The sequence below is a fragment of the Streptococcus sp. BS35b genome, from assembly GCF_000286475.1.
In the GTDB taxonomy this organism is placed as follows: Bacteria; Bacillota; Bacilli; order Lactobacillales; family Streptococcaceae; genus Streptococcus; species Streptococcus oralis_W.
On sequence record NZ_ALKH01000012.1, the window covers coordinates 51,909 to 73,352 of the forward strand.

Below are 21,444 nucleotides of genomic sequence, written 5' to 3' on the forward strand. Positions count from 1 at the left end.
TTAGAAAAAGTTCTCCTTTTTTAAGAAAAATGTACTATAAAAACCTTTCTATTAAAGAAAGGTTAATTCATTGCTTTTATTTATAAATCTTCTTACGATATTTTCAATCGTGTCCGTAGTCGGTCCGCTTGGGCTTTACCTATTATCTTGTCTAAGAGTCGTGTTCGTAGGCTCATCAGACCATACAGACATCCTCCAAGCCCTCCGATGAGAGCTACGTAAAGGAAACTCCAGAAACGTCCACTTGGTTGGAAGACAAAACCGAGCAGCCACTGCAAGAAGCCAACTAGGATGAACATGACAAGGGTTAAGATGGTAATCAAAATGGTTCGCTTCAAGATTATCTTTCGACGAGTACCCGTTACCTGGCAGATGTCTCGGTACATCAAGACATTCGGAATAATTAGTCCGATGGTCGTTGAAATCAAAGGACCGTAGCTGTGGAAAACAGCAATGGTTGGCAATTGCAAGACGATCTTAGCAATGGAACCATAGACAAAATAAAGAACTGCCTTGCGATTTCGGAACATGGCCTGAAGCATAGGGGACAAGACCATATACAAACCTAGGATGGTAGACTGCAAAACTGCAAAGACAAACAAGCCCATGGCCAGACTATCTGGCTTACCGTAAAAGACTGTGTAGAGCGGTTCTCCTACCATAACAACCCCAACCGTTGCTGGTAGCAAGAATAAGAAGAGCATGGTGAGGCTATCTTGGACTAAGCGAGCCGCTGCCCGCAAGTCGCCTTTTACATAGTTTTCCGTCAACAGTGGCAAGCCGACACTCCCAATCGAAACTCCCACAGAGATTAAAATCATGGTAATTTTATTAGGATTGGCAGAGAAATAAGAAAACATGACAACCAAGTCTTCGTTGCTATAGTTGGTAAACCACTTCATACTATTGATAAAAGTCATCTGGTCTAAAATCTGAAAGAGTTGAATGGCAGACCCTGTCAGGATAAAAGGAATGGCTTCCTTGATGGTATCAACTAGGAGTCGCTTACTATTGATCTTATCTCGTGTTTCAAAGACTCTTTTAAGCAAACCTTCTTGGGCAAGGAAATAAATCAAAACTGCAAAACTTGCCACCATCCCCACAAAGGCCGCAAAGGTCGATTGGGTAACGGCTGATAGGTAGTCACCAGAACCCATCTTCATAATGAAGAAGGTTGCCATCAACATCCAGATAACACGGATCACCTGCTCAGCGATTTGGCTCATAGCATAGGGTTTCAGATTGTTCATCCCTTGGAAGAAGCCCCGGATGACACTCATAGACGGGAAAATCAAGACCGCCCAAGCCAAACTCTGCATGATAGGAATCAGGTCTTTCCCCACACCTGACAAATCTGCTAACCAAGGAGAAAAGAGATACAAGACCAAAGCAAAGACTAAGCCCAAGCCCGTCATAAAGCTTAGGAAACTCCGAATCAAGGCAAAGCTGTGCTCTTCTTCTCGCATGGTATTGTACTTAGCCACTTGTTTAGCGACCGCAACGGGGATACCCGCTGTCGAAATCAGCAAGAACCAGGCGTAAATATTATACCCCATGGTAAAGAGTCCATTTGCCTTGGCAGCATAGGTCCCCATCCAGATATACCAGGGAATAATGTAGATTGCCCCAAGGAGGCGACTAATAAAGTTACTAGCTGTTAGCCAAGCAGTCCCTCGCAACATCTGGGCTTGCTGGTGATTGTTTTCGTTAGACATAGCTTCCTCATTCAATTTTAATAACTAGGAAATTTTCCTCATCTTCCATTATAAACTTTTCCTTGTTACTTGTAAAATTCAGACTTTCGGTTTACAATAGAAAGTATGATAAAGATTGAAACCGTATTAGATATATTAAAGAAAGATGATCTCTTCCGCGAGATTATCGACCAAGGACACTACCACTATAACTACAACGAAGTTGTTTTTGATAGCATCAGTTACGACAGCCGAAAAGTAAAAGAAGGCTCTCTTTTTTTTGCAAAAGGCGCTGCCTTTAAAAAAGAATACCTTCTTTCTGCTATAACTCAGGGCTTAGCCTGGTATGTTGCCGAAAAGGACTACGAGGTTGGTATCCCTGTCATCGTTGTGAACGATATCAAGAAAGCCATGAGTTTGATTGCTATGGAATTTTATGGTAATCCGCAAGAGAAACTAAAAATTCTTGCTTTCACAGGGACAAAAGGAAAGACAACATCTGCCTACTTTGCTTACCACATCCTATCTCAACGCTACCCAACAGCTCTCTTGTCAACTATGAATACAACTCTAGATGGCAAGACCTTCTTTAAATCTTCCTTCTCAACGCCTGAAAATATCGATCTTTTCGACATGATGGCTCAGGCTGTTAAAAATGGAAGAACCCATCTTGTAATGGAAGTCTCTAGCCAAGCCTATCTTGTTCATCGAGTCTATGGCCTGACCTTTGATGTAGGAGTCTTTCTCAACATCACACCTGACCATATCGGACCGATTGAGCATCCTAGCTTTGAAGATTACTTCTACCACAAACGTCTCTTGATGAAAAATAGCCGAGCAGTTGTCATTAACAGCGACATGAACCACTTTTCTGTACTGAGAGAACAAGTGGAACATCAAGAACATGACTTCTATGGTAGCCAGTCAAGCAATCAAATCGAGAACTCCAAAGCCTTTAGCTTTTCAGCTACCGGTAAACTCGCTGGTGATTATGATATTCAACTCATTGGCCACTTCAATCAAGAAAATGCTGTTGCTGCAGGACTTGCCTGTCTTCGTCTAGGTGCCAGTCTAGAGGACATCAAAAAAGGGATCGCTGCAACCCGCGTTCCTGGACGTATGGAAGTTCTCACTCAGAAAAATGGAGCCAAGGTCTTCATCGACTATGCCCACAATGGTGATAGTCTGAAAAAACTGATTTCTGTTGTTGAAACTCATCAAACTGGAAAGATTGCTCTGGTTCTCGGTTCGACTGGAAACAAGGGTGAAAGTCGTCGCAAAGACTTTGGACTCCTGCTCAATCAACATCCTGAGATTCAAGTCTTTCTCACCGCTGATGACCCCAACTATGAGAATCCAATGGCCATTGCAGATGAAATCAGCAGCTATATCAGTCATCCTGTTGAAAAGATTGCCGATCGTGAAGAAGCCATTAAGGCAGCGATGGCCATCACAAATCAAGAACTTGATGCCGTGATTATTGCAGGTAAGGGAGCCGATTGCTACCAAATCGTCCAAGGAAAGAAAGAAGACTATCCTGGAGATGCGGCCATCGCAGAACGTTATCTATAAAAAAAATCAAGGGAAACATTCCCTTGATTTTTTTAGTCTTCTTTCTTAAATGAATTTTTAAGACCTTCAACGGCACCTTCTACAGCACCTTTAGCATCTTCAACAACTTCTTTTGCTTTCGCAACTGTTTTTTCTACAGCACCTTCTACTTCTGTCTTGCTATCGCCAGTAACTTTACCAAATTCTTCTTTGATAGCACCAGTTGCTTGATCCAATTTATTTTCAAGTGACATAGCTCTGTCTCCTTTGCTTTTAATACGATAAACGTTATCGCTTACATTCAGTTTATGCTTATTCTTTAGTAAAGTCAAACAATCTGCTCAAAATGAAGCCATTAAGACAAATAGAAAGTCAACCGTTCCTTATCAAAATCAGCAGCTAACTCATACTTTCCATCTTCGTTTTGCACAACATAGCCCAAGACGACTAGACTCTCAACGAAGATATCACGGCGTTTCTGCATCAGTTGGTCTTTTTTGAGGAATTTTAACAAAAAAGTCGTCATATATTTGAGGGCATACTCAGGGTTAACATCTCCTAAAATATCATAGAGTTTCTGCTGATCTTCTGTCAGTGGATACTGGTTCTTAACTTTATAAAAATAATTAGACAAGGTCATTTTTTGCCTTGCAAAGTCCGTATGTTCGATTAAAATGGCTGCATTGGTTTGATTGCGCAATTCCGTCTCAAAAGTCTTCTCCAGCAAGCCTTGATAGACTGGACTGTCCTCTCTGATAAAAATCTCTTGATCAAGGGCTAAATCATCCGTAGATTCTAAAAAAGGGAAATTGAGTGAATAGTGTTTATTTTCCCTTAGAATCAAGCCTGCCTTTATATACTCTTCCATAAGCTTATCAACTGATACATCTGGAAACTGGGCCTTGATTTCTCGTAGAATCACATCGTCATGCTGGTCCAGATAGTCAACCAAATCTATAAAAAATAGTTGTCGAGTCAAACGGGAGGGATTAAAAATCTGAATCATGAAGATTCCTTTCTTTACATTTTAAAAGAGGGGATGCTGCTAACTGACTAGGATTGGTCCCCGGCTGGTTCAGAGGCACAGCTATTCCTAGTTCTCTATAGTATTTATTCCAGAAATCACTAATCTCCTGCTCCCCGTCCCCAAATTGCATTGGAATAGTCTCAAAAATAGGCAGGATTTTTGCGATATACTGGGAGCAATAAAAGCCATTCCCATCCGGATAAAAAGAGGCATTATAGGGTGCACCTAAATGTTTGCTAGCTCTCTCCTTTACCAAGTCAGCTTCCAGCTCTGGATAGACATAAAGGTCGTAAAGATGAGTCAGTTCAAAAAAATCAGCTGGTTCTTGACAGATAACACCAACTTCACCAGTTGCATGATAAACAAAACCGTCCAAAAAGATGGCTACATGACTATAGTTCCCAGTAGAATCCTGGATGGCCTGCCCCATATCTGAAAAATCCTTCACAAAAATCAAATCACCATTTTCTAACATCTTTCTCTCCTAGAAAAAAAGGAGTTAAAACTCCTTTCGATATAAGACAAACTAGCCTTTCCTATTTTGAACTGACACTCAGGATCTTAAGCATTAAAGCTTTCAGTCAACTGAGGCACCACTTGTTTCTTACGTGAAACAGCACCTGGAAGGAAAGCGTGGTTGTTTTCAAGTTTGAAGTTAAAGGCTGCTTCCACCTTGTCCATGTTTGATCCAAGAGCCAAAATTTCTGAGTTTGAGTTGACGATGTCTGTAATCATCAAGACAAAGTCAGAGTAGCCGTTTGCTGCATTAGCCGCTTGCATTGCTGCTTCGATTTCAGCTTGGCGTTCCAAGACTTCAGCAATATCAACTGTGTTAACCTGAGCTACACGAACCTTATTTCCGTTGAGTTCAAAAGTCTTAGCATCGATGTCAATCAATTCTTCAGCAGATTTACTAGCCAAGTTTGTACCAGCCTTGAGCATAGCAAGACCGTACTCTTCCAAGTTGACACCAGCTAATTCAGCCAATTCAGGAGCAATGACTTTGTCAGATGGGTGTGTTGTTGGTGATTTCAAAAGAAGGGTATCTGAAATCAAACCTGAAAGCATCAATCCTGCGATTCCTTTAGGAACAGCTACACCATGTTCTTTGAACATGCGGTAAACAATAGATGAAGCTGATCCAACTGGTTCCAAACGCATGTAAAGTGGGCTTGCAGTTTCAAAGTTAGCCACACGGTGGTGGTCCACAACTCCGTAAACTTCTACTTCAGCGATATCTGATACAGATTGTTGGAATTCATTGTGGTCAGTCAAGATGACTTGTTCTGCACCTTCTGCTTTAGCAGATGTGATGACGCGTGGTGCTTCTACACCAAAATAGTTCAAAACAAAGGCTGTTTCTTCATTTGGAGTACCGAGAGCTACTGCTTCCGTGTCTAATCCATAAGCCTCTTTTGCAAGATAGGCAAAGGCTACAGATGACCCGATGGCATCTGAGTCTGGATTTTGGTGACCAAATACTAGAATCTTAGACATGATAATACCTCTTTAAATTTATTCATCTTATTGTAGCACTTTTTTCCTCTTTTGACAAAAGTAAGAGGAGCCAAAGGACTCCTCGTTAGATATCAATATGGTTGACTAGATTTTTCTCTTGATTTTCGGATAGAAATCGTTTTTTCTGTGGTCTTTTCTTGCGTTTAAGGAGAGCCTCAGCAGACATGGCTTCTTCCTTGCTAGCAAAACCCTGAGCATAGATAAGTTTAACTGGCAAGCGAGCTCGGGTATACTTGGCTCCCTTACCACTATTATGAACGGCAAGGCGCCTCTTCACATCCGTTGTATAGCCTGTATAGTAAGAACCATCACGACACTCTACCACATACATATAGGCCTTATGATCCATAGTAAATCTCTTGAATTTCTGGTGTATAGGAACCATCATCATTGTGAACAATGAGTGGTGGCAAGACCTTGAAGCCACTCGTCGAGCCATCCTTGATAGCTTCGATTAAGAGCATATTGGCCTCCTTCTCACGTTTAGGATAGACAAATTGCAAGCGCTTGGGTGCCAAATTGTGGCGTTTGAGCATATCTAAGATATCCAAGAGCCGATCAGGACGATGGACCATGGCCAAACGGCCATTAGACTTGAGAATACTCTGAGCACTACGGCAAATTTCTTTCAGGTTAGTCGTAATTTCGTGTCTGGCTAGAAGGTAGTGTTCACTCTCGTTCAGATTGGAATGCGGATCCACCTTAAAATAAGGCGGATTGCACAAAATCATATCCACCTTACTTCCCTGAATGTGGGCAGGCATATTTTTCAAATCATCACAGATGACCTGCATCTGCTCTTCCAAGCCATTCAACTGAACCGAACGCTCTGCCATATCCGCCAAACGCTCCTGAATCTCTACAGATATTATCTGCGCCTGAGTACGTGAACTAGCAAAAAGTCCCACTGCACCATTTCCAGCACAAAAGTCCACAATTAAACCCCGTTTAGGGAAGCGAGGAAAGCGTGACAAGAGAACACTATCCACCGAATAGCTAAACACCTCTCTATTTTGGATGATCTTGATATCTGTCGAAAAGAGCTGGTTGATTCGCTCTCCTGGTTTTAATAATTGTTCTTCTTTCATACTTTCATTATAACAAATTATGTTAATATTACAAATGTTTTAGATAATCGTATTTACGGTTTCTTTTTTAAATGCTCTAATGCTTCACGCGTCCAAACAGGCATCATTCGGGCAAGAGGAGCAAAACCGTGCTTGATCCGATCATTTGAAAAACGTCTCCGTCTTGGCAATTGATGTTTTTCTTCCTCCAAAGTACGTATGGAAAGACTAGCCTTCCCAGTGTATTCGTCAAAATCCACTACCTGAACTTGGACTTCATCGCCAATTTTTAAAATGTCATAGATATTTTCAATAAATCCCGTCCGAATCTCCGAGATGTGAATCAGCCCTGTCGCCCCTGTCTCTAACTCAACAAAGGCACCATAGGGCTGAATTCCTGTAATACGCCCAGTTAGCTTATCACCAATTTTCATCCTAGTCCTCAATTTCAATCGTTTCAATTACTACATCTTCAACTGGTTTATCCATGGCCCCTGTCTCAACAGCTGCAATGGCATCCAAGACCGCAAACGATTCCTCGTCTACCAATTGCCCAAAAACAGTATGGCGACGGTCAAGGTGAGGAGTTCCACCTTGTTCTGCATAAATCTCAGCGATTGGTTCAGGCCAACCACCACGCGCAATCTCTTTCTTAGAATATGGCAAATGTTGGTTTTGCACGATAAAGAACTGGCTACCATTGGTATTTGGACCCGCATTGGCCATAGAAAGGGCACCACGGATATTGTAGAGTTCTTCTGAAAATTCATCCTCAAAAGAGTCACCGTAGATTGACTCTCCCCCCATACCAGTACCGGTTGGGTCCCCGCCTTGGATCATAAAGTCCTTGATAATGCGGTGGAAAATGACACCATCATAGTAACCATCTTTTGAAAGAGCAACAAAGTTAGCCACTGTTTTGGGAGCATGTTCAGGGAAGAGCTTGATACGCAAGTCTCCGTGATTTGTCTTAATGGTCGCAAGAGGACCTTCTACTGTTTCAATATTTATTTGTGGGAAATGCAATTCTTTTTCTACCATACCAAATCCTTCTAAGGCATCAAAAATGCCATCTTCTTCTACTGTTTTTGTAATATAATCTGCTTTTTCTTTAATCTTTTCATGGGAAACACCCATAGCAACACTAATGCCTGCATAATCAAAGAGTTCTAAATCGTTAAGACCATCCCCAAAGACCATGACATTCTCTGGTTTTAAGCCTAGATGTTCCACCACCTTGGCTACACCAGTTGCTTTGGATCCTGAAATCGGCACGATATCAGATGAATGTTCATGCCAACGCACCATGCGAAGTTTATCCGATAAAGACTCTGGTAAGTGCAAGCTATCCCCTTTATCTTCAAAGGTCCACATCTGGTATATATCTGCTTTTTCATGAAAGTCAGGATCCACACCCAAGTTTGGATAAATCGGATCAATAGCCTCACTGATCAGTTCTGTTCGCGTGGAGAGTTTGGCGTCATGACTGCCAACCAAGCCATATTCAATTCCCTCTCGCTTAGTCCAAGAGATATACTCTTCAACATCTGACTTGTCAATCTGATGCTGATAAATGACCTGACCTTTTTTATCTTCGATATAGGCCCCATTCAGGGTTACAAAAAAGTCCGGCTTGAGCTCACGAATCTCTGGAACGACACCGAAAATACCACGCCCAGAGGCGATTCCTGTTAAAATTCCTTTTTCATGTAACTGTTTAAAGACAGTGGGAATTGTAGCTGGAATAAAACCTGTCTTTGACGTACGCAGGGTATCATCAATATCAAAAAAGATGATTTTAATCTTCTTTGCCTTGTATTTTAATTTCGCATCCATCTCTCTACCTCTTTTTTCCATTACTCTTTCCATTATACCATAAAGCTGATGAAATTCCTTTTTTGAAAAAAGATGAAAATCCTATCAAAAAGAGAGCCAGTAAAACTAGCCCTCTCTTTTCATCCTAGAACAACTCTAGAGCAATCATAGTAATCATCGTTGCATCATAGTAGTTGTCCAAAGGTAAATTTTGTGTGAAAATGTATTTATTTTGTTGAAAGAGTTTCAGGTAACCTTCTCCCTTATCAGCTGCATAGGAAATCGGTGCCAAGAAACTACCTGCCTGGTATTGATTGAGGGCCGTTCCATTCAAGTCATAGCCAGCATAAACGCGTCGCTCCTTCATAAAGAAATTCATCATTTTTTGAACAAGTTTTTGACTTCTTTCATCTTGACTTTGAGACAAGTGATAAGGCAAGCGACAAGCGTTATAAGAGTACGCCCCATCGTATTGAGATTCGATTGTGTTGGCATCAACAAGACGTGCCCCTGACTTCTCAGCCCAGATAAAGTCTGGCAAGAGACCCGTATCAGAATGAGAACTGATTTGCTCCAATTGCTCAAGCATCTTATCCTTAACATCTAACCACTGCTTGTTTCCAGTCAGGTCATAGAAAGACTGGAAATAGTGGGGAAGGGTATCAGACGTCCGCATTAAGTAATAATAATCGGAATCCTTGTTTGCCCAGTTTCCTACTGTTAAAACACCTGTCTCTTCATTGTAATTGTATCGAAGAATATCTTCTAAGATTTTTTTAGCTTGCGCTTGGTATTCCTGCGCTTTATCTGGCCACTGCTTGGCAGCTTCAATCAAAGAATAAGCGATATAGAGATCACCATCGGTTGCGTTTTGCTTCTCAACCGTTTCGCTACCATTTGTGATCACTTGCTTCCAAGACATCAACTGCGTTCCCTCAATACGATGATTTTGATAATAGCGATAAAGATTCTCAAAATCTGCTTGTGTCGCTTGCCCTTTTTGGGCTGCTAAAACCGTTATGAGCATGCCGTAACTTTGGGCTTCAGATAGAACTGTTGTTCCCTCCGAATCACTCGTCGTACGAACATAAGACTGATCGCCTTTTGTAACAAGGAACTGTTGGCTCCATTGGCTATAAAGGCGATTGCGCATCTCGATTTTAGTCCTTCCTCTTGCCAAAAACAAGGCTAAACAAAAGATAGAAAGAATGAGCACAAACCAGACATATTTTAATTTATTCGTTTTCATAGAACCTCCTATCCTGCAAATCGCTTGGTTTTAACCCACTTGGTTTCTTTCCGTCGGAGTACTTTGTCCAGCACGATTGAAGAAATGGAATCAATGGAAACAACGATAAACATCTGTGCATAAGTGAAATAGGCAGCCAAAGCCAACCAGATTTGCTTTGTCGTCGCTTGTCCAAATTGACTGGCCAATGCTGTCATAATTTGCATCAAATAGAGACCAATCATGAGTATCCAGTTGAAGAGCATGAGCTGGGCGATGTAGATATTATCCGCATCAAAAGCAAATGGAACCCTGATATCTGGGAAGAATAGGTTCAGGCAAATTGCTAGCACATTCGCTAGGAAAATCAAATCTGATAGAACAATGGCAAAGTTAAACCAAAAGAAAACACACGAATAGTTAAAAACTTCTAATTTAACACGCCAGTTTGCTCTGCCAAATAAATGCTTAAAGTTTGAGAGAACAACTTCGTAGTTTCCTTTAGCCCATCGTTTTCGTTGCATATAGTAACTCTTTAAAGTCTCAGGTTCTTGTTGGAAAGCCTCTGAGTTATAGGCAAGGGCAATCAATTTACCACTCTGCATGATTTTGAAAGAAATATCGGTATCCTCTGTCAAGGCACCATTTTTCCAACCACCGATACTCTTTACAAAGTCGGTTTGAATGATAAAGTTGGTTCCTGGGATACGACCAATTTTAAAGAGATGCCACATCCCAACATGGTGCACCCGTTGGGTAACAACGATTTCTTGGTTGATACAACGAGTCAAGAAATTTTGATTGGCATTTCGAGTCTTGTTTCGACCGAAAGATGCCACATGGCGTTCAGGGTCTTTCATCACTTCTTTGACAAGGAAATATAGGGCATTTTTTTCAGGCATGGCATCCGCATCATAGACACAGATGTATTCACCTGTTGCCATCTTCAAAGCATCGTTTAGAACTCCTGCTTTTCCTCCCGTACCAGTACGGTCGATAATAGTAAGATTTCTTTCTGCATATTCAGGCATGGCTTGTACAGACAAACACTCTGAATAAGTGTTGTCCGAACAGTTATCCGCAAACAGGAGTAACTCCACACGATCGTGAGGATAGTTCATATCCAAGATAGCTTTTGCCGTCTGTGCAATAACCACATCCTCATTATGAGCAGGAACAACAATGGTGACCTTAGGATAATAAGGTAGCGGCGACGTATCTACACGAAAATCACTGTGTTTAAACCAAAAGTGTACTGCCGAAAAGAGAATTACCAAGCCCCAAGCTAGAGAAATCCAAATTGTAAGCAAGGTAAAAATCATTAACATTTGACTAATCATGATTCACCGCCTTAAAATTTTTGTTCACTCGATGGTAAAGAATATTGTATGCAATAAATAATATGATAAAACAAATGCCAAAGGCGAGACTGAGTGCCAAAGCAATGCCAAAAAATAGTTCGGTTAAAGTCATGTTTCCCTCCTAATATTCTACAATTACATCTGTCTCTAGTTGACGTTTGAGATGACTGGCAACATCTGCGTAGTCTTGGTATTTATCTTTATTATCAGAATTAATCACCAAATAGCCTGTTTGAAACTGAATTCCTTGATTGCCATCTTCTCCATGAAAAACTAAACTGCTCAGTTTCTCCTGCAAATCACTCAGATAGACTTCCTTTAAAGAACGCTTATTACTACTAGATAGAACGAGAAAATTACCTTCTGAAACATAATAGAGCTTATCATTGTAACTCAATTCCTGAGCAATGACCTCTTGAATGCGACTGAGCATCTGGTTATACTCTTTAGGTTTTATCTGGAAGAACAAATCTTCATGTGCCCAATGAATCAATAGAGATTGAACCGTCACATCACTTTGTGCAGTTACCATAGCCTGGTAATCTGCTCGAGCTTCGTCTTCCTGTTCTTGGACCTTTGAAGCTACCTTGAAGAAATAACAACGAACTTTAAGTAGAATCCCAATCAAAAGTGGAAAACTGATCAATAAGAACACCAGTTGAATGATTGGGATATAAACCACACCCGCAACCAAAACGATAAGTCCAAGCCCAAATGTTAAGATAAGGGTCCAAGTAAGCAAAAGGTCAGATAATACCAATACTGCAAACAAGGCTAAAGCTAAAAACAAAATTTGTTCTAAAATAATCTCTCGAGCAAAGAAAAAAGAAAGCCCTAAAAGAAGTGACTCGCACCCCAGAAAAGCGAGGAGCCAATTCCTAAATTTATTCCATTTTTTCATTACGCCTCTTCCACCTCTTTAAATTCGGATACAGATTCAGCAATACCAAAATAATGTTGTATAGCACGAACGATTCGTTCAGAGGCTTTTCCATCTCCATAAGGATTTGGTGCCTGAGACATTTGTCTATAAAGGGGTTCATCTGTTAAGAGGGCTGTCATCGCTTCTTTTACACGTGCAGGATTCGTACCAACTAACTTCAAGGTTCCTGCGCGAACCCCTTCTGGGCGTTCCGTCGTATCACGAAGGACGAGAACAGGTTTGCCGAGGGAAGGCGCCTCTTCCTGGACACCGCCAGAGTCAGTCATGATAAAATCACTTCTTGAAGCCAAATTATGAAAATCGAGTACATCTAAAGGTTCAATCAAGTGAATACGATCGTGACCAGCTAAGATATCTTTTGCTACTTCTTGCACAGCAGGGCTAAGGTGAACAGGATAAACAACTTCAATTTCCTGATGAAGATCGACCATCTCACGTAAAGCTGTAAAGACATTTCTCATTGGTTGACCTTGATTTTCACGACGGTGCATGGTTACCAATACAAGTTTCTTATTTGGATCCAATTGATCTAGAACTTCATGATAGTAATCCGATTGAACGGTTAGTTTCAAGGCATCTATGGCTGTATTTCCCGTAATGACAATAGCAGACTCAGGATGATTTTCCTTGAGGAGATTTTCCTTACTCTCACTTGTTGGAGCAAAATAAAGATCCGCAAGGTTATCAGTCATCTGACGATTCATTTCTTCTGGGAAAGGAGAATACTTATCAAATGTTCTTAGGCCGGCTTCAACGTGTCCGATACGTACCTGATTATAGAAAGCAACTAAACTCGCTGCAAAAGTTGTCGTTGTATCTCCATGAACAAGAATCATATCTGGAAGTTCTTGCTTAACAACTGGATCAAACTTTTCTAAAATTTTTCCAGTAATATCCAAGAGGGATTGATTTTTCCCCATAATATCCAAGTCATAATGTGGCTCTATGCTAAACGTTTCAAGAACTTGATCTAGCATTTGACGGTGCTGAGCTGTCACAACTGTGATCGTCTCAATACTATCACTATGTTTTTGCAATTCTAACACTAAAGGGGCCATTTTAATAGCTTCTGGTCGTGTTCCAAAAACAACCATCACTTTCAATTTCTTCATTATGGTATCCTTCTACTATAATAAAATTTGACACATCAGATTAATCTTTATATCGAATTATTGCGCAAATCAATTAATTTGATTATCTTAATTATTTTACCGCTAATTAATTTATATGTCAAATTTTTCCAAGTATATTATTGCATTTAATTTAATTTTAAATAATCGTAATATTTTTGTAACGCTGTGATTTACAGCTTGTAAACCTTATATCTTAAAGTTTCCTTAAAATTTTTTTGAGTGAAGTATTTTTTAAACATTCTAAAACTTACCATTATCTAAATATTTATTTTTTCTTAACAATCCAGATAATTATATTTTAGCGTTTCATAGAATGCATCTCATTTTCTAATACGAAAAAATCCCTCTCTAATGAAAAAGGAATTTATGACTTCTTGCTATTTTATAGTTAAACCTTATAAGATCTATCTTAAATCAAATCTTTTGACAGATATAAAACAAGATCACCGATATCTTCACAAGTAGCATCCATAGCCGGTCTGTGATTTTGATACCAAACACCCGTCCCATCTGGAATATAGCCTCGTTTGATATACAATCTCTGGGCAGGTCCATACCCTGAATGGAGCCCAACACCAAGGGTCACCTTATCCGATATGAGCCTAACTCGTTTTTCCGATTCTTCCATCAAGAGATTTCCAATACCTTGATTTTGAAAGGGCTCAAAGACATTGAAATCTGAGAGTTCTGGATAGATTTCTGCAAAAGGGCCATGTTTAGCAGAGGGCAAAATGGTAATGTAGCCCGCTACAGCACCCTCAACCTCTGCAACTAAGACTTCTCTCTCCCCACTTTCTTGCTCCTTAAAGTATCGAGTTAAAATCTCCTCTCTACCCGGCCAACCTTGATTGATAAAACCTTGGGATAGTTCTTTAACATCAGATGTTTGCATTTTTCTAATCAGACACGTTGTTTCCATAAGGTACTCCTTAAAAGTCTTCTCCCACTATTATAGCACGATAATAGTGATAAAAAGGAAAAGAAAGACCTGTCAAACTAAAAATAGAATCCTACTAGACCCCCAAATATCTACTTTTGATTGTTTACTGTAAGGGACTTAATTCGCTTTCTTGTTTTCGAGCTCATGAAAAGAGCTCCACTGGACCCAACTCGCTCTCTCATTTCCATGCTCGTGAAAAAAAGACCCACCCGGGTCTTAATTCGCTTTCTTATTTTCAAGCTCATGAAAAAGAGGTCCACTGGACCTCTTTTTTAATCTTCGTTTACGAAAGGCATCAAAGCCATTACGCGAGCGCGTTTGATAGCTGTTGTTACTTTACGTTGGTTTTTAGCTGAAGTTCCTGTTACACGACGAGGAAGGATTTTCCCACGTTCTGAAACGAAACGGCTAAGAAGCTCAGTATCTTTGTAATCAACATATTCAATTTTGTTTGCTGCGATGTAATCAACTTTTTTACGGCGTTTGAATCCGCCACGACGTTGTTGAGCCATGTTTTTTCTCCTTTATAGTATTAATTGTCCATTAGAATGGTAAATCATCATCTGAAATCTCCAATGGATTTGTTGCTCCAAATGGATTTTCAGAACGTGAAAAGTCTGGTACTGGGTTTGCAGGTGCTGATTGACCAGCAGTTGGTGCAGAATATGCGCCACCTGAATGTCCTTCACGCACTCCGCGGCTTTCCAACATTTGGAAATTATCCGCCACGACTTCTGTTACGTAAACACGTTGTCCTTGCTGGTTATCGTAACTACGAGTCTGGATACGACCTGTGATCCCGATAAGAGAGCCTTTTTTAGCCCAGTTAGCAAGATTTTCAGCCTGTTGACGCCACATAACGACATTGATGAAATCAGCCTCACGTTCGCCATTTTGACTCTTAAATGTACGGTTTACTGCAAGAGTGAAAGTCGCAACTGCTACATTTGATGAGGTATAACGCAACTCAGCGTCACGCGTCATACGCCCTACAAGTACAACATTGTTAATCATAATCTACCTTCTTACGCGCCAAGTTTGACGATCATGTGACGAAGAATGTCAGCGTTGATTTTTGAAAGACGGTCAAACTCTTTAAGAGCTACGTCATCGTTTGCTTCAACGTTAACGATGTGGTAAAGTCCTTCACGGAAATCTTGGATTTCGTATGCAAGACGACGTTTTTCCCAATCTTTTGATTCAACAACAGTTGCACCGTTGTCAGTCAAGATAGAGTCAAAACGTGCTACCAAAGCGTTTTTCGCTTCTTCTTCAATGTTTGGACGAATGATATAAAGAATTTCGTATTTAGCCATTGATATGTTCCTCCTTTTGGTCTAATGACCCCCAGTCTTTGCAAGGGGTAAGTGAGGTTCGCTCACAATAAACCATTATACTAGAAAAACTGATAGATAGCAAGTAAAAAAGATAAAAGTGAAAAAATAACTTTATTACTTAGAAATAACATCCTCTTTGAGTTCCAAAGCTCTGGCCATCTCTTTCAAAATGAAAAATAGCAAAAAGCTGGCTAGCACTAAAACGAGCCCTAAGTAAAGGAAGGATACTACAAATCCTAGATAGTCAATCAACCATCCCGTCAGAGGAAAAATGATGATCATACTTAGGCTGAACATCATAGAGTAGACACTTAGCATGGTTGCCCGTACCTCGCTTGGGAGTCGCTTTTGTAAATCATTATCAAAAATCGGCTGAAAGAGGGCATATAAGGCGTTACTGAGCCAATAAATCAAAATGTAAATCAGCGGCGTTCCGAAGTAGGAAAGCAAATAAGTTCCTCCCGTCAAGAGTACAAGAATGGGAAAGAGTTTTAAGGCTGAATACTTCTTTCCAATCTTACTTGCTAGATAAACTGCCCAGATATTCAAAATACTGCCCATCAACATGACCATCGAAATCTGCCACCCTTCTAAGTCAGGAAGTTGATTTTGATAGTAAAAATAAAACATGCACATCAGTGTCCCGATGATTTGGGAAAGAATCATCCAACTAAAAAGACTGGGGTTTCTCCGCAACTCCTCTTTGACAGTCCAGATTATTTTTTTCATCGTCAAGGGCTCAGATTTTTGCGCTTTAACACTAGGCTCTTTTAGCATCCAAGTTAGGAAAAGAACGATTATAGAAGTAACAATCATGATATAGTAGGTCAAGTGCAATTGACCATGGACAAAAAATCCCGCTAAAACGGTCCCCAAAGACCGAGTCCCTTCTGCGACTCCTGACATAAAACTGGAGATAGATAAGTAGCGCTCTTTTAATCCGGCTTCCACAGCCGAATCATAAACCATGGCTGCACTCGTCCCCGAATCAAAATTATAAGACAAGGCACTCACCACCATAGCAAGTGCGTAAATCCAAAAATTACCTTGCCCTGCTAACATGAGAATAGACGAGGCAATCCCAGCTATTCGACTTAAATATAGATTGGTTTTATAGGAATAGCGGTCAGCTAACATTCCAGAGGGAATTTCACAGATGACACTGGTGGCATGAAAAATACTTTCCAATAAGCCAATCTGCCAAAGTGACATCCCATTTTGACTGAGAAATAGAATCCAAAAGCTGGTAATGCCCAGAAAGGCAAAAAATTCCACACCAGCCATGAGACCGATATTCTTCCGGTAATTTCGTTTAAACATAGTTTCTCCTTTAACAAGTGTATTTGTATCTTTGTGTTTGTCACTTGTTAAGCTGTGCTTTACATGTTCTCCACCTCTTCTTTCTTCTACTTTGAAAAAACGCCCCTAGGGCGTTTTGATTTGTTTTATGGTTTGATACGATGCAACATACGTGGGAATGGAATGGCTTCACGGATGTGTTTGGTTCCAGCTGCGAAGGTTACCATACGTTCAATACCGATACCAAATCCACCATGTGGCACTGTACCGTATTTACGAAGGTCAAGGTAGAATTCGTATTCTGTACGATCCATGCCAAGTTCTTCCATCTTAGCGACAAGGGCATCATAGTCTTCCTCACGCATAGAACCACCGATGATTTCTCCATAGCCTTCTGGTGCAAGCAAGTCTGCACAAAGCACGCGCTCTGGATTTCCAGGAACTGGTTTCATGTAGAAGGCCTTGATGGCTGCTGGGTAGTTCATGACAAAGGTTGGTACACCAAAGTGGTTTGAAATCCAAGTTTCGTGTGGTGAACCAAAGTCATCTCCATGCTCCAAATGCTCATAGTCAGCGTCTTCATCATTCTCATGCTCTTGCAAGAGGTCAATGGCTTGATCGTAAGTGATGCGTTTGAATGGCTCTGCAATGTAGCGTTTCAAAAGATCTGTATCACGTTCCAAAGTTTCCAAGGCTTGGGGAGCACGGTCAAGTACACCTTGAAGAAGGGCTTTTACGTAAGCTTCTTGCAAGTCAAGTGATTCATCGTGTGTCAAGTAGGAGTACTCAGCATCCATCATCCAGAACTCAGTCAAGTGACGGCGTGTTTTTGATTTTTCAGCACGGAATACTGGACCAAAGTCAAAGACACGGCCAAGAGCCATAGCACCTGCTTCTAGGTAAAGCTGACCTGATTGGCTCAAGTAGGCTGGTGTTCCAAAGTAGTCTGTTTCAAAGAGTTCTGTTGAGTCTTCTGCCGCATTTCCTGAAAGAATTGGGCTATCAAACTTCATGAATCCGTTCTTATCAAAGAACTCATAAGTTGCATAGATGATTGCATTACGGATTTGCATAACAGCCACTTGCTTACGAGAACGGAGCCACAAGTGACGGTTGTCCATCAAGAAGTCTGTTCCGTGTTCTTTTGGTGTGATTGGGTAGTCTTGAGATTCACCGATCACTTCGATATCTGTAATATCGAGTTCATAGCCAAACTTAGAACGTTCGTCTTCTTTGACAATCCCTGTCACATAAACAGAGGTTTCTTGGCTCAAGTGTTTGATTGTTTCAAATTTTTCAAGGCCTACCTCTTCACCAAATTTTTCAATGAAGTTTGGTTTGAAGGCGACTCCTTGGAAAAAGGCTGTTCCGTCACGCAATTGCAAAAAAGCAATTTTCCCTTTTCCTGATTTGTTGGCAACCCAGGCTCCGATGGTCACTTCTTGACCAACGTAGTCTTTTACTTCGATAATTGTTACACGTTTTGTCATAATCTATCTTCCTTTTTTCGTTTAACTTGTCCGAAGACATCATTACCCACTATTTTACCATAAATAGACTGCGATAGCTAGGTTCTACTAGAGAAAAATCGCGAGATTTTCGTTACAAAAAATCTTCGCTAAAAAGGCGAAGATTCTAAGTTTTATTTTTCCATAAATTGATGCAAACGGCGAATAGCTTCTTTCAAAGTATCCAAGTCTGTGGCATAGCTGAGACGAACATTTTCTGGTGCTCCAAATCCAGCTCCTGTAATCAAGGCCAGTCCGACTTCTTCGAGAATAGCCGTTGTAAACTCTGTCACATCGGTATACCCCTTCATCTCCATCGCTTTTTTTACATTTGGGAAGAGATAGAAGGCTCCTTGGGGCTTGACAACTTCAAAACCTGGGACTTGGCACAAGAGAGGATAAATGGTATTCAAACGTTCCTCAAATGCTTGGCGCATGGTTTCAACAGAGTCTTGCGGTCCAGTCAGCGCCTCAATCGTTGCATATTGGGATACTGCTGTCAGATTTGAGGTCGTTTGTCCTGTTAGTTTGCTCATGGCAGCGATAATCTCAGGATTTCCCACAGCATAACCTACCCGCCAACCAGTCATAGCATATGCCTTAGATACACCGTTAATCACGATGGTTTGCTTGCGAATGGCTTCTGACAGACTAGAGATTGGAACAAATTCGTTCCCGTTATAAACCAAACGGCCATAAATATCATCTGCTAGGATAAGGACATCATGCGCAACAGCCCAATTTCCGATAGCCAAGAGTTCCTCACGAGAGTATATCATACCAGTCGGATTCGATGGTGAATTGAGAACCAAGACCTTGGTCTTATCTGTTCGTGCTGCTTCTAGCTGCTCTACTGTTACTTTAAAGTGATTGTCTTCCTTGGCCTGGACAAAGACTGGCACACCTTCTGCCATCTTGACCTGGTCTCCATAGCTGACCCAGTATGGTGTAGGAATGATGACCTCATCACCTGGATTGACCACAGCCATAAAGAAGGTGTAGAGAGAGAACTTAGCACCAGTGGCAAAGGTAACCTCGTTGGCTGCAACAGAATACCCATAATAGCGTTCAAAATAGGTATTAACCGCCGCTTTTAACTCTGGTAGGCCTGAAGCAACTGTATAAAAGGAAGCTCGTCCATCTCGAATCGCTTCTACCGCTGCATCCTGAATGTTTTCAGGAGTATGAAAATCAGGCTGTCCCAAGGTTAAGAAAAGAACATCCTTTCCCTGAGCTTTTAATGCTTTGGCTCTTGCATCACTAGCTAGAGTGACGCTTTCTTCCATTTCTAGTACACGTTTGGATAGTTTCATATGCCCTCCTTATTGGATCACTGCTCCTGTTTCAAAGTCAACCAGATAGTACTGGTTTCCTGACTTAACTTCCCAAATCGGCTTGTCCTGATAACGACCAAAGGTAATCTTGTCAATGTCGCTAGCGCCTTTTCCCCTCGAAATCGTTGCTGCCTTGTCTTGAGAAATCCCCTTATCAAGCTGATAAACATAAATCTTGTGGTCATTCTTTTCAATCAGTACGGCAATGGCCTCTTGCTTTTTATTATGTCCTAAAACGCTGTAATAACCTTCTAGTCCATTATAAAAATCAACCTGATCTGCCTTTTCCAATTCTGCATACTGCTTGGCCAGTTTTTCTCCTTCAACCCTAGCATCTTGATAGGGTTTCATGCTGAGTGATATCAGATAAAGGAAGGAAGTCGTCATGACTAGTAGTACCAGAGAAATGCCGATTCCATACTGTAAAAGTAGCTTGTTTTTTGCTTTTTTCTGTCTTAGTTTCACTCGTCTATTTTACCATCTCTCCTCTTTTATTACAAGTGAAGACAGGAACATTCTAAGATTCTTTTCCTATAAAATATAAGTTCTTGTTTTTCTCTCTCATTATTGATAAAATAACCTTATGAAACAATACTTAAAAGAGAAAATTTCCGATAATCAACTAGACTTAAAAACAGCTATCGTCCTCAATAAAGCCATACGAACCTTTAAACCATATGAAGCCAAAGCCGCTAAAGAACATAGGCTAACACCCACTCAATTTTCAGTTTTGGAAACCCTCTATAGCAAGGGGGAACTACGCATTCAGGATTTGATTGAAAAAATGCTAGCCACTTCTGGAAACATGACTGTTGTCATTCGAAATATGGTTCGAGATGGATGGATTTCTAGAACTTGCGACCCCAAGGATCGTCGCTCTTTTTTCCTGAAATTAACACCTGCAGGACGCAGAAAAATCGAAGAGGTTCTTCCTGACCATATCGATTCTATCGTAGAAGCACTCAGCATCTTGGAAGATGGCGAAAAGGAAGACTTAATCCGCATTTTAAAAAAATTTAAAAATTTGTGAGCAAAATTATTGCTAATTAGTATCATTTGTTGTAACATAGATGGTAACAAAAGAGTTCGCTCTTTGAATTTTAAACTAAAGGAGACACATCATGTCTAAAAAAGTATTATTTATCGTCGGTTCACTACGCCAAGGTTCTTTCAACCACCAAATGGCCCTCGAAGCTGAAAAAGCACTTGCTGGAAAAGCAGAAGTTAGCTATCTTGATTACTCAGCTGTTCCTCTCTTCAGCCAAGATTTGGAAGTTCCAACTCATCCAGCTGTAGCTGCTGCTCGTGAAGCAGTCCTTGCTGCGGATGCTATCTGGATCTTCTCTCCAGTCTACAACTTCTCTATCCCTGGAACAGTAAAAAACTTGCTTGACTGGCTCTCTCGTGCCCTTGACTTGTCTGATACACGTAGTGCTTCTGCCCTCCAAGACAAGTTTGTTACTGTCTCATCTGTAGCCAATGCCGGTCACGATCAACTCTTTGCTATTTATAAAGACCTCTTGCCATTTATCCGTACACAAGTCGTTGGTGACTTTACTGCCGCTCGTGTCAATGACTCTGCTTGGGCAGACGGAAAATTGGTGTTAGAAGAAGCAACTGCTTCATCACTTGAAAAACAAGCTGACAACCTTCTTGCAGCCATCAACTAATCCAGCAAAAACCAGCTCA

Annotated in this window: 25 protein-coding genes; 3 read left to right on the forward strand and 22 right to left on the reverse strand. The window is 40.8% G+C overall.

Annotated features, from left to right (window positions below; all coding sequences use genetic code 11):
• Positions 1-92: 92 nt before the first annotated feature.
• Positions 93-1,715, reverse strand: a complete 1,623-nt coding sequence (locus HMPREF1149_RS09430; protein WP_000064207.1) for a putative polysaccharide biosynthesis protein — start codon at positions 1,713-1,715, stop codon at positions 93-95.
• Between the two features lie 105 nt (positions 1,716-1,820).
• On the opposite strand from HMPREF1149_RS09430, the gene HMPREF1149_RS09435 reads away from it, so the two are divergent.
• Positions 1,821-3,266, forward strand: a complete 1,446-nt coding sequence (locus HMPREF1149_RS09435) for a UDP-N-acetylmuramoyl-L-alanyl-D-glutamate--L-lysine ligase (protein ID WP_000590267.1) — start codon at positions 1,821-1,823, stop codon at positions 3,264-3,266.
• Between the two features lie 32 nt (positions 3,267-3,298).
• On the opposite strand, the gene HMPREF1149_RS09440 is transcribed toward HMPREF1149_RS09435, so the two are convergent.
• The 21 genes from HMPREF1149_RS09440 to HMPREF1149_RS09535 all read right to left on the reverse strand — a co-directional run bounded on the left by HMPREF1149_RS09440 (position 3,299) and on the right by HMPREF1149_RS09535 (position 20,220).
• Positions 3,299-3,499, reverse strand: a complete 201-nt coding sequence (locus tag HMPREF1149_RS09440) for a CsbD family protein (protein ID WP_000051177.1) — start codon at positions 3,497-3,499, stop codon at positions 3,299-3,301.
• 101 nt (positions 3,500-3,600) lie between these two features.
• The gene (locus tag HMPREF1149_RS09445) at positions 3,601-4,251 is read right to left on the reverse strand and encodes a DUF1803 domain-containing protein (protein ID WP_000614466.1); all 651 of its coding nucleotides are present in this window, start codon (positions 4,249-4,251) and stop codon (positions 3,601-3,603) included.
• Positions 4,235-4,747: a YiiX/YebB-like N1pC/P60 family cysteine hydrolase gene (locus tag HMPREF1149_RS09450; RefSeq protein ID WP_000892218.1), complete on the reverse strand. Its 513-nt coding sequence runs from the start codon at positions 4,745-4,747 to the stop codon at positions 4,235-4,237. Before HMPREF1149_RS09450 ends, HMPREF1149_RS09445 begins: the two co-directional genes overlap by 17 nt.
• A gap of 86 nt (positions 4,748-4,833) precedes the next feature.
• Positions 4,834-5,769: a manganese-dependent inorganic pyrophosphatase gene (locus HMPREF1149_RS09455; protein WP_000036055.1), complete on the reverse strand. Its 936-nt coding sequence runs from the start codon at positions 5,767-5,769 to the stop codon at positions 4,834-4,836.
• Positions 5,770-5,854: 85 nt separating this feature from the next.
• Entirely contained in the window at positions 5,855-6,139 is a 285-nt protein-coding gene (locus HMPREF1149_RS09460; protein WP_000349627.1) for a GIY-YIG nuclease family protein, read from the reverse strand.
• The gene (locus tag HMPREF1149_RS09465; protein WP_000657015.1) at positions 6,129-6,878 is read right to left on the reverse strand and encodes a tRNA1(Val) (adenine(37)-N6)-methyltransferase; all 750 of its coding nucleotides are present in this window, start codon (positions 6,876-6,878) and stop codon (positions 6,129-6,131) included. Before HMPREF1149_RS09465 ends, HMPREF1149_RS09460 begins: the two co-directional genes overlap by 11 nt.
• A 53-nt stretch (positions 6,879-6,931) precedes the next feature.
• Positions 6,932-7,291 (reverse strand): S1 RNA-binding domain-containing protein, encoded by a 360-nt coding sequence (locus tag HMPREF1149_RS09470; RefSeq protein ID WP_000689616.1) that lies wholly within the window; start codon positions 7,289-7,291, stop codon positions 6,932-6,934.
• Between the two features lies 1 nt (position 7,292).
• Positions 7,293-8,693, reverse strand: coding sequence for a bifunctional Cof-type HAD-IIB family hydrolase/peptidylprolyl isomerase (locus HMPREF1149_RS09475; RefSeq protein ID WP_025170463.1), 1,401 nt, complete (start codon positions 8,691-8,693; stop codon positions 7,293-7,295).
• Between the two features lie 124 nt (positions 8,694-8,817).
• Entirely contained in the window at positions 8,818-9,921 is a 1,104-nt protein-coding gene (locus HMPREF1149_RS09480; protein ID WP_000856183.1) for a glycosyl hydrolase family 8, read from the reverse strand.
• A gap of 8 nt (positions 9,922-9,929) precedes the next feature.
• Entirely contained in the window at positions 9,930-11,240 is a 1,311-nt protein-coding gene (locus HMPREF1149_RS09485; RefSeq protein WP_000625494.1) for a glycosyltransferase family 2 protein, read from the reverse strand.
• On the reverse strand, positions 11,233-11,373 hold the full coding sequence (locus HMPREF1149_RS11575; protein WP_000176306.1) for a hypothetical protein: 141 nt from the start codon (positions 11,371-11,373) through the stop codon (positions 11,233-11,235). Before HMPREF1149_RS11575 ends, HMPREF1149_RS09485 begins: the two co-directional genes overlap by 8 nt.
• Before the next feature lie 9 nt (positions 11,374-11,382).
• A complete protein-coding gene (locus HMPREF1149_RS09490) occupies positions 11,383-12,162 on the reverse strand; it encodes a hypothetical protein (RefSeq protein ID WP_000759218.1) in 780 nt (259 codons plus the stop codon).
• Entirely contained in the window at positions 12,162-13,316 is a 1,155-nt protein-coding gene (gene wecB, locus HMPREF1149_RS09495) for a non-hydrolyzing UDP-N-acetylglucosamine 2-epimerase (protein ID WP_000734442.1), read from the reverse strand. Before wecB ends, HMPREF1149_RS09490 begins: the two co-directional genes overlap by 1 nt.
• A gap of 430 nt (positions 13,317-13,746) precedes the next feature.
• Positions 13,747-14,256, reverse strand: coding sequence for a GNAT family N-acetyltransferase (locus HMPREF1149_RS09500; protein WP_000450286.1), 510 nt, complete (start codon positions 14,254-14,256; stop codon positions 13,747-13,749).
• 293 nt (positions 14,257-14,549) lie between these two features.
• Positions 14,550-14,789: a 30S ribosomal protein S18 gene (rpsR, locus tag HMPREF1149_RS09505; RefSeq protein WP_000068664.1), complete on the reverse strand. Its 240-nt coding sequence runs from the start codon at positions 14,787-14,789 to the stop codon at positions 14,550-14,552.
• 31 nt (positions 14,790-14,820) lie between these two features.
• Positions 14,821-15,291 (reverse strand): single-stranded DNA-binding protein, encoded by a 471-nt coding sequence (locus tag HMPREF1149_RS09510; protein WP_000609614.1) that lies wholly within the window; start codon positions 15,289-15,291, stop codon positions 14,821-14,823.
• Between the two features lie 11 nt (positions 15,292-15,302).
• Positions 15,303-15,593: a 30S ribosomal protein S6 gene (gene rpsF, locus HMPREF1149_RS09515; protein WP_001151776.1), complete on the reverse strand. Its 291-nt coding sequence runs from the start codon at positions 15,591-15,593 to the stop codon at positions 15,303-15,305.
• Between the two features lie 135 nt (positions 15,594-15,728).
• The gene (locus HMPREF1149_RS09520; protein ID WP_000476801.1) at positions 15,729-16,934 is read right to left on the reverse strand and encodes an MFS transporter; all 1,206 of its coding nucleotides are present in this window, start codon (positions 16,932-16,934) and stop codon (positions 15,729-15,731) included.
• Positions 16,935-17,059: 125 nt separating this feature from the next.
• Entirely contained in the window at positions 17,060-18,403 is a 1,344-nt protein-coding gene (asnS, locus tag HMPREF1149_RS09525; protein ID WP_000167170.1) for an asparagine--tRNA ligase, read from the reverse strand.
• A 152-nt stretch (positions 18,404-18,555) separates the two neighbouring features.
• Positions 18,556-19,734 carry a pyridoxal phosphate-dependent aminotransferase gene (locus HMPREF1149_RS09530; protein WP_000777446.1) on the reverse strand — a complete coding sequence of 393 codons (1,179 nt, stop codon included), beginning with the start codon at positions 19,732-19,734 and terminating at the stop codon, positions 18,556-18,558.
• Between the two features lie 9 nt (positions 19,735-19,743).
• Positions 19,744-20,220: a cell wall elongation regulator TseB-like domain-containing protein gene (locus tag HMPREF1149_RS09535; protein ID WP_000776861.1), complete on the reverse strand. Its 477-nt coding sequence runs from the start codon at positions 20,218-20,220 to the stop codon at positions 19,744-19,746.
• A 118-nt stretch (positions 20,221-20,338) separates the two neighbouring features.
• On the opposite strand from HMPREF1149_RS09535, the gene HMPREF1149_RS09540 reads away from it, so the two are divergent.
• Both HMPREF1149_RS09540 and HMPREF1149_RS09545 read left to right on the forward strand, forming a co-directional pair.
• Positions 20,339-20,785 carry a MarR family winged helix-turn-helix transcriptional regulator gene (locus HMPREF1149_RS09540; protein ID WP_000816320.1) on the forward strand — a complete coding sequence of 149 codons (447 nt, stop codon included), beginning with the start codon at positions 20,339-20,341 and terminating at the stop codon, positions 20,783-20,785.
• Between the two features lie 91 nt (positions 20,786-20,876).
• Positions 20,877-21,425 (forward strand): NADPH-dependent FMN reductase, encoded by a 549-nt coding sequence (locus HMPREF1149_RS09545; protein WP_000039636.1) that lies wholly within the window; start codon positions 20,877-20,879, stop codon positions 21,423-21,425.
• Positions 21,426-21,444: the final 19 nt, after the last annotated feature.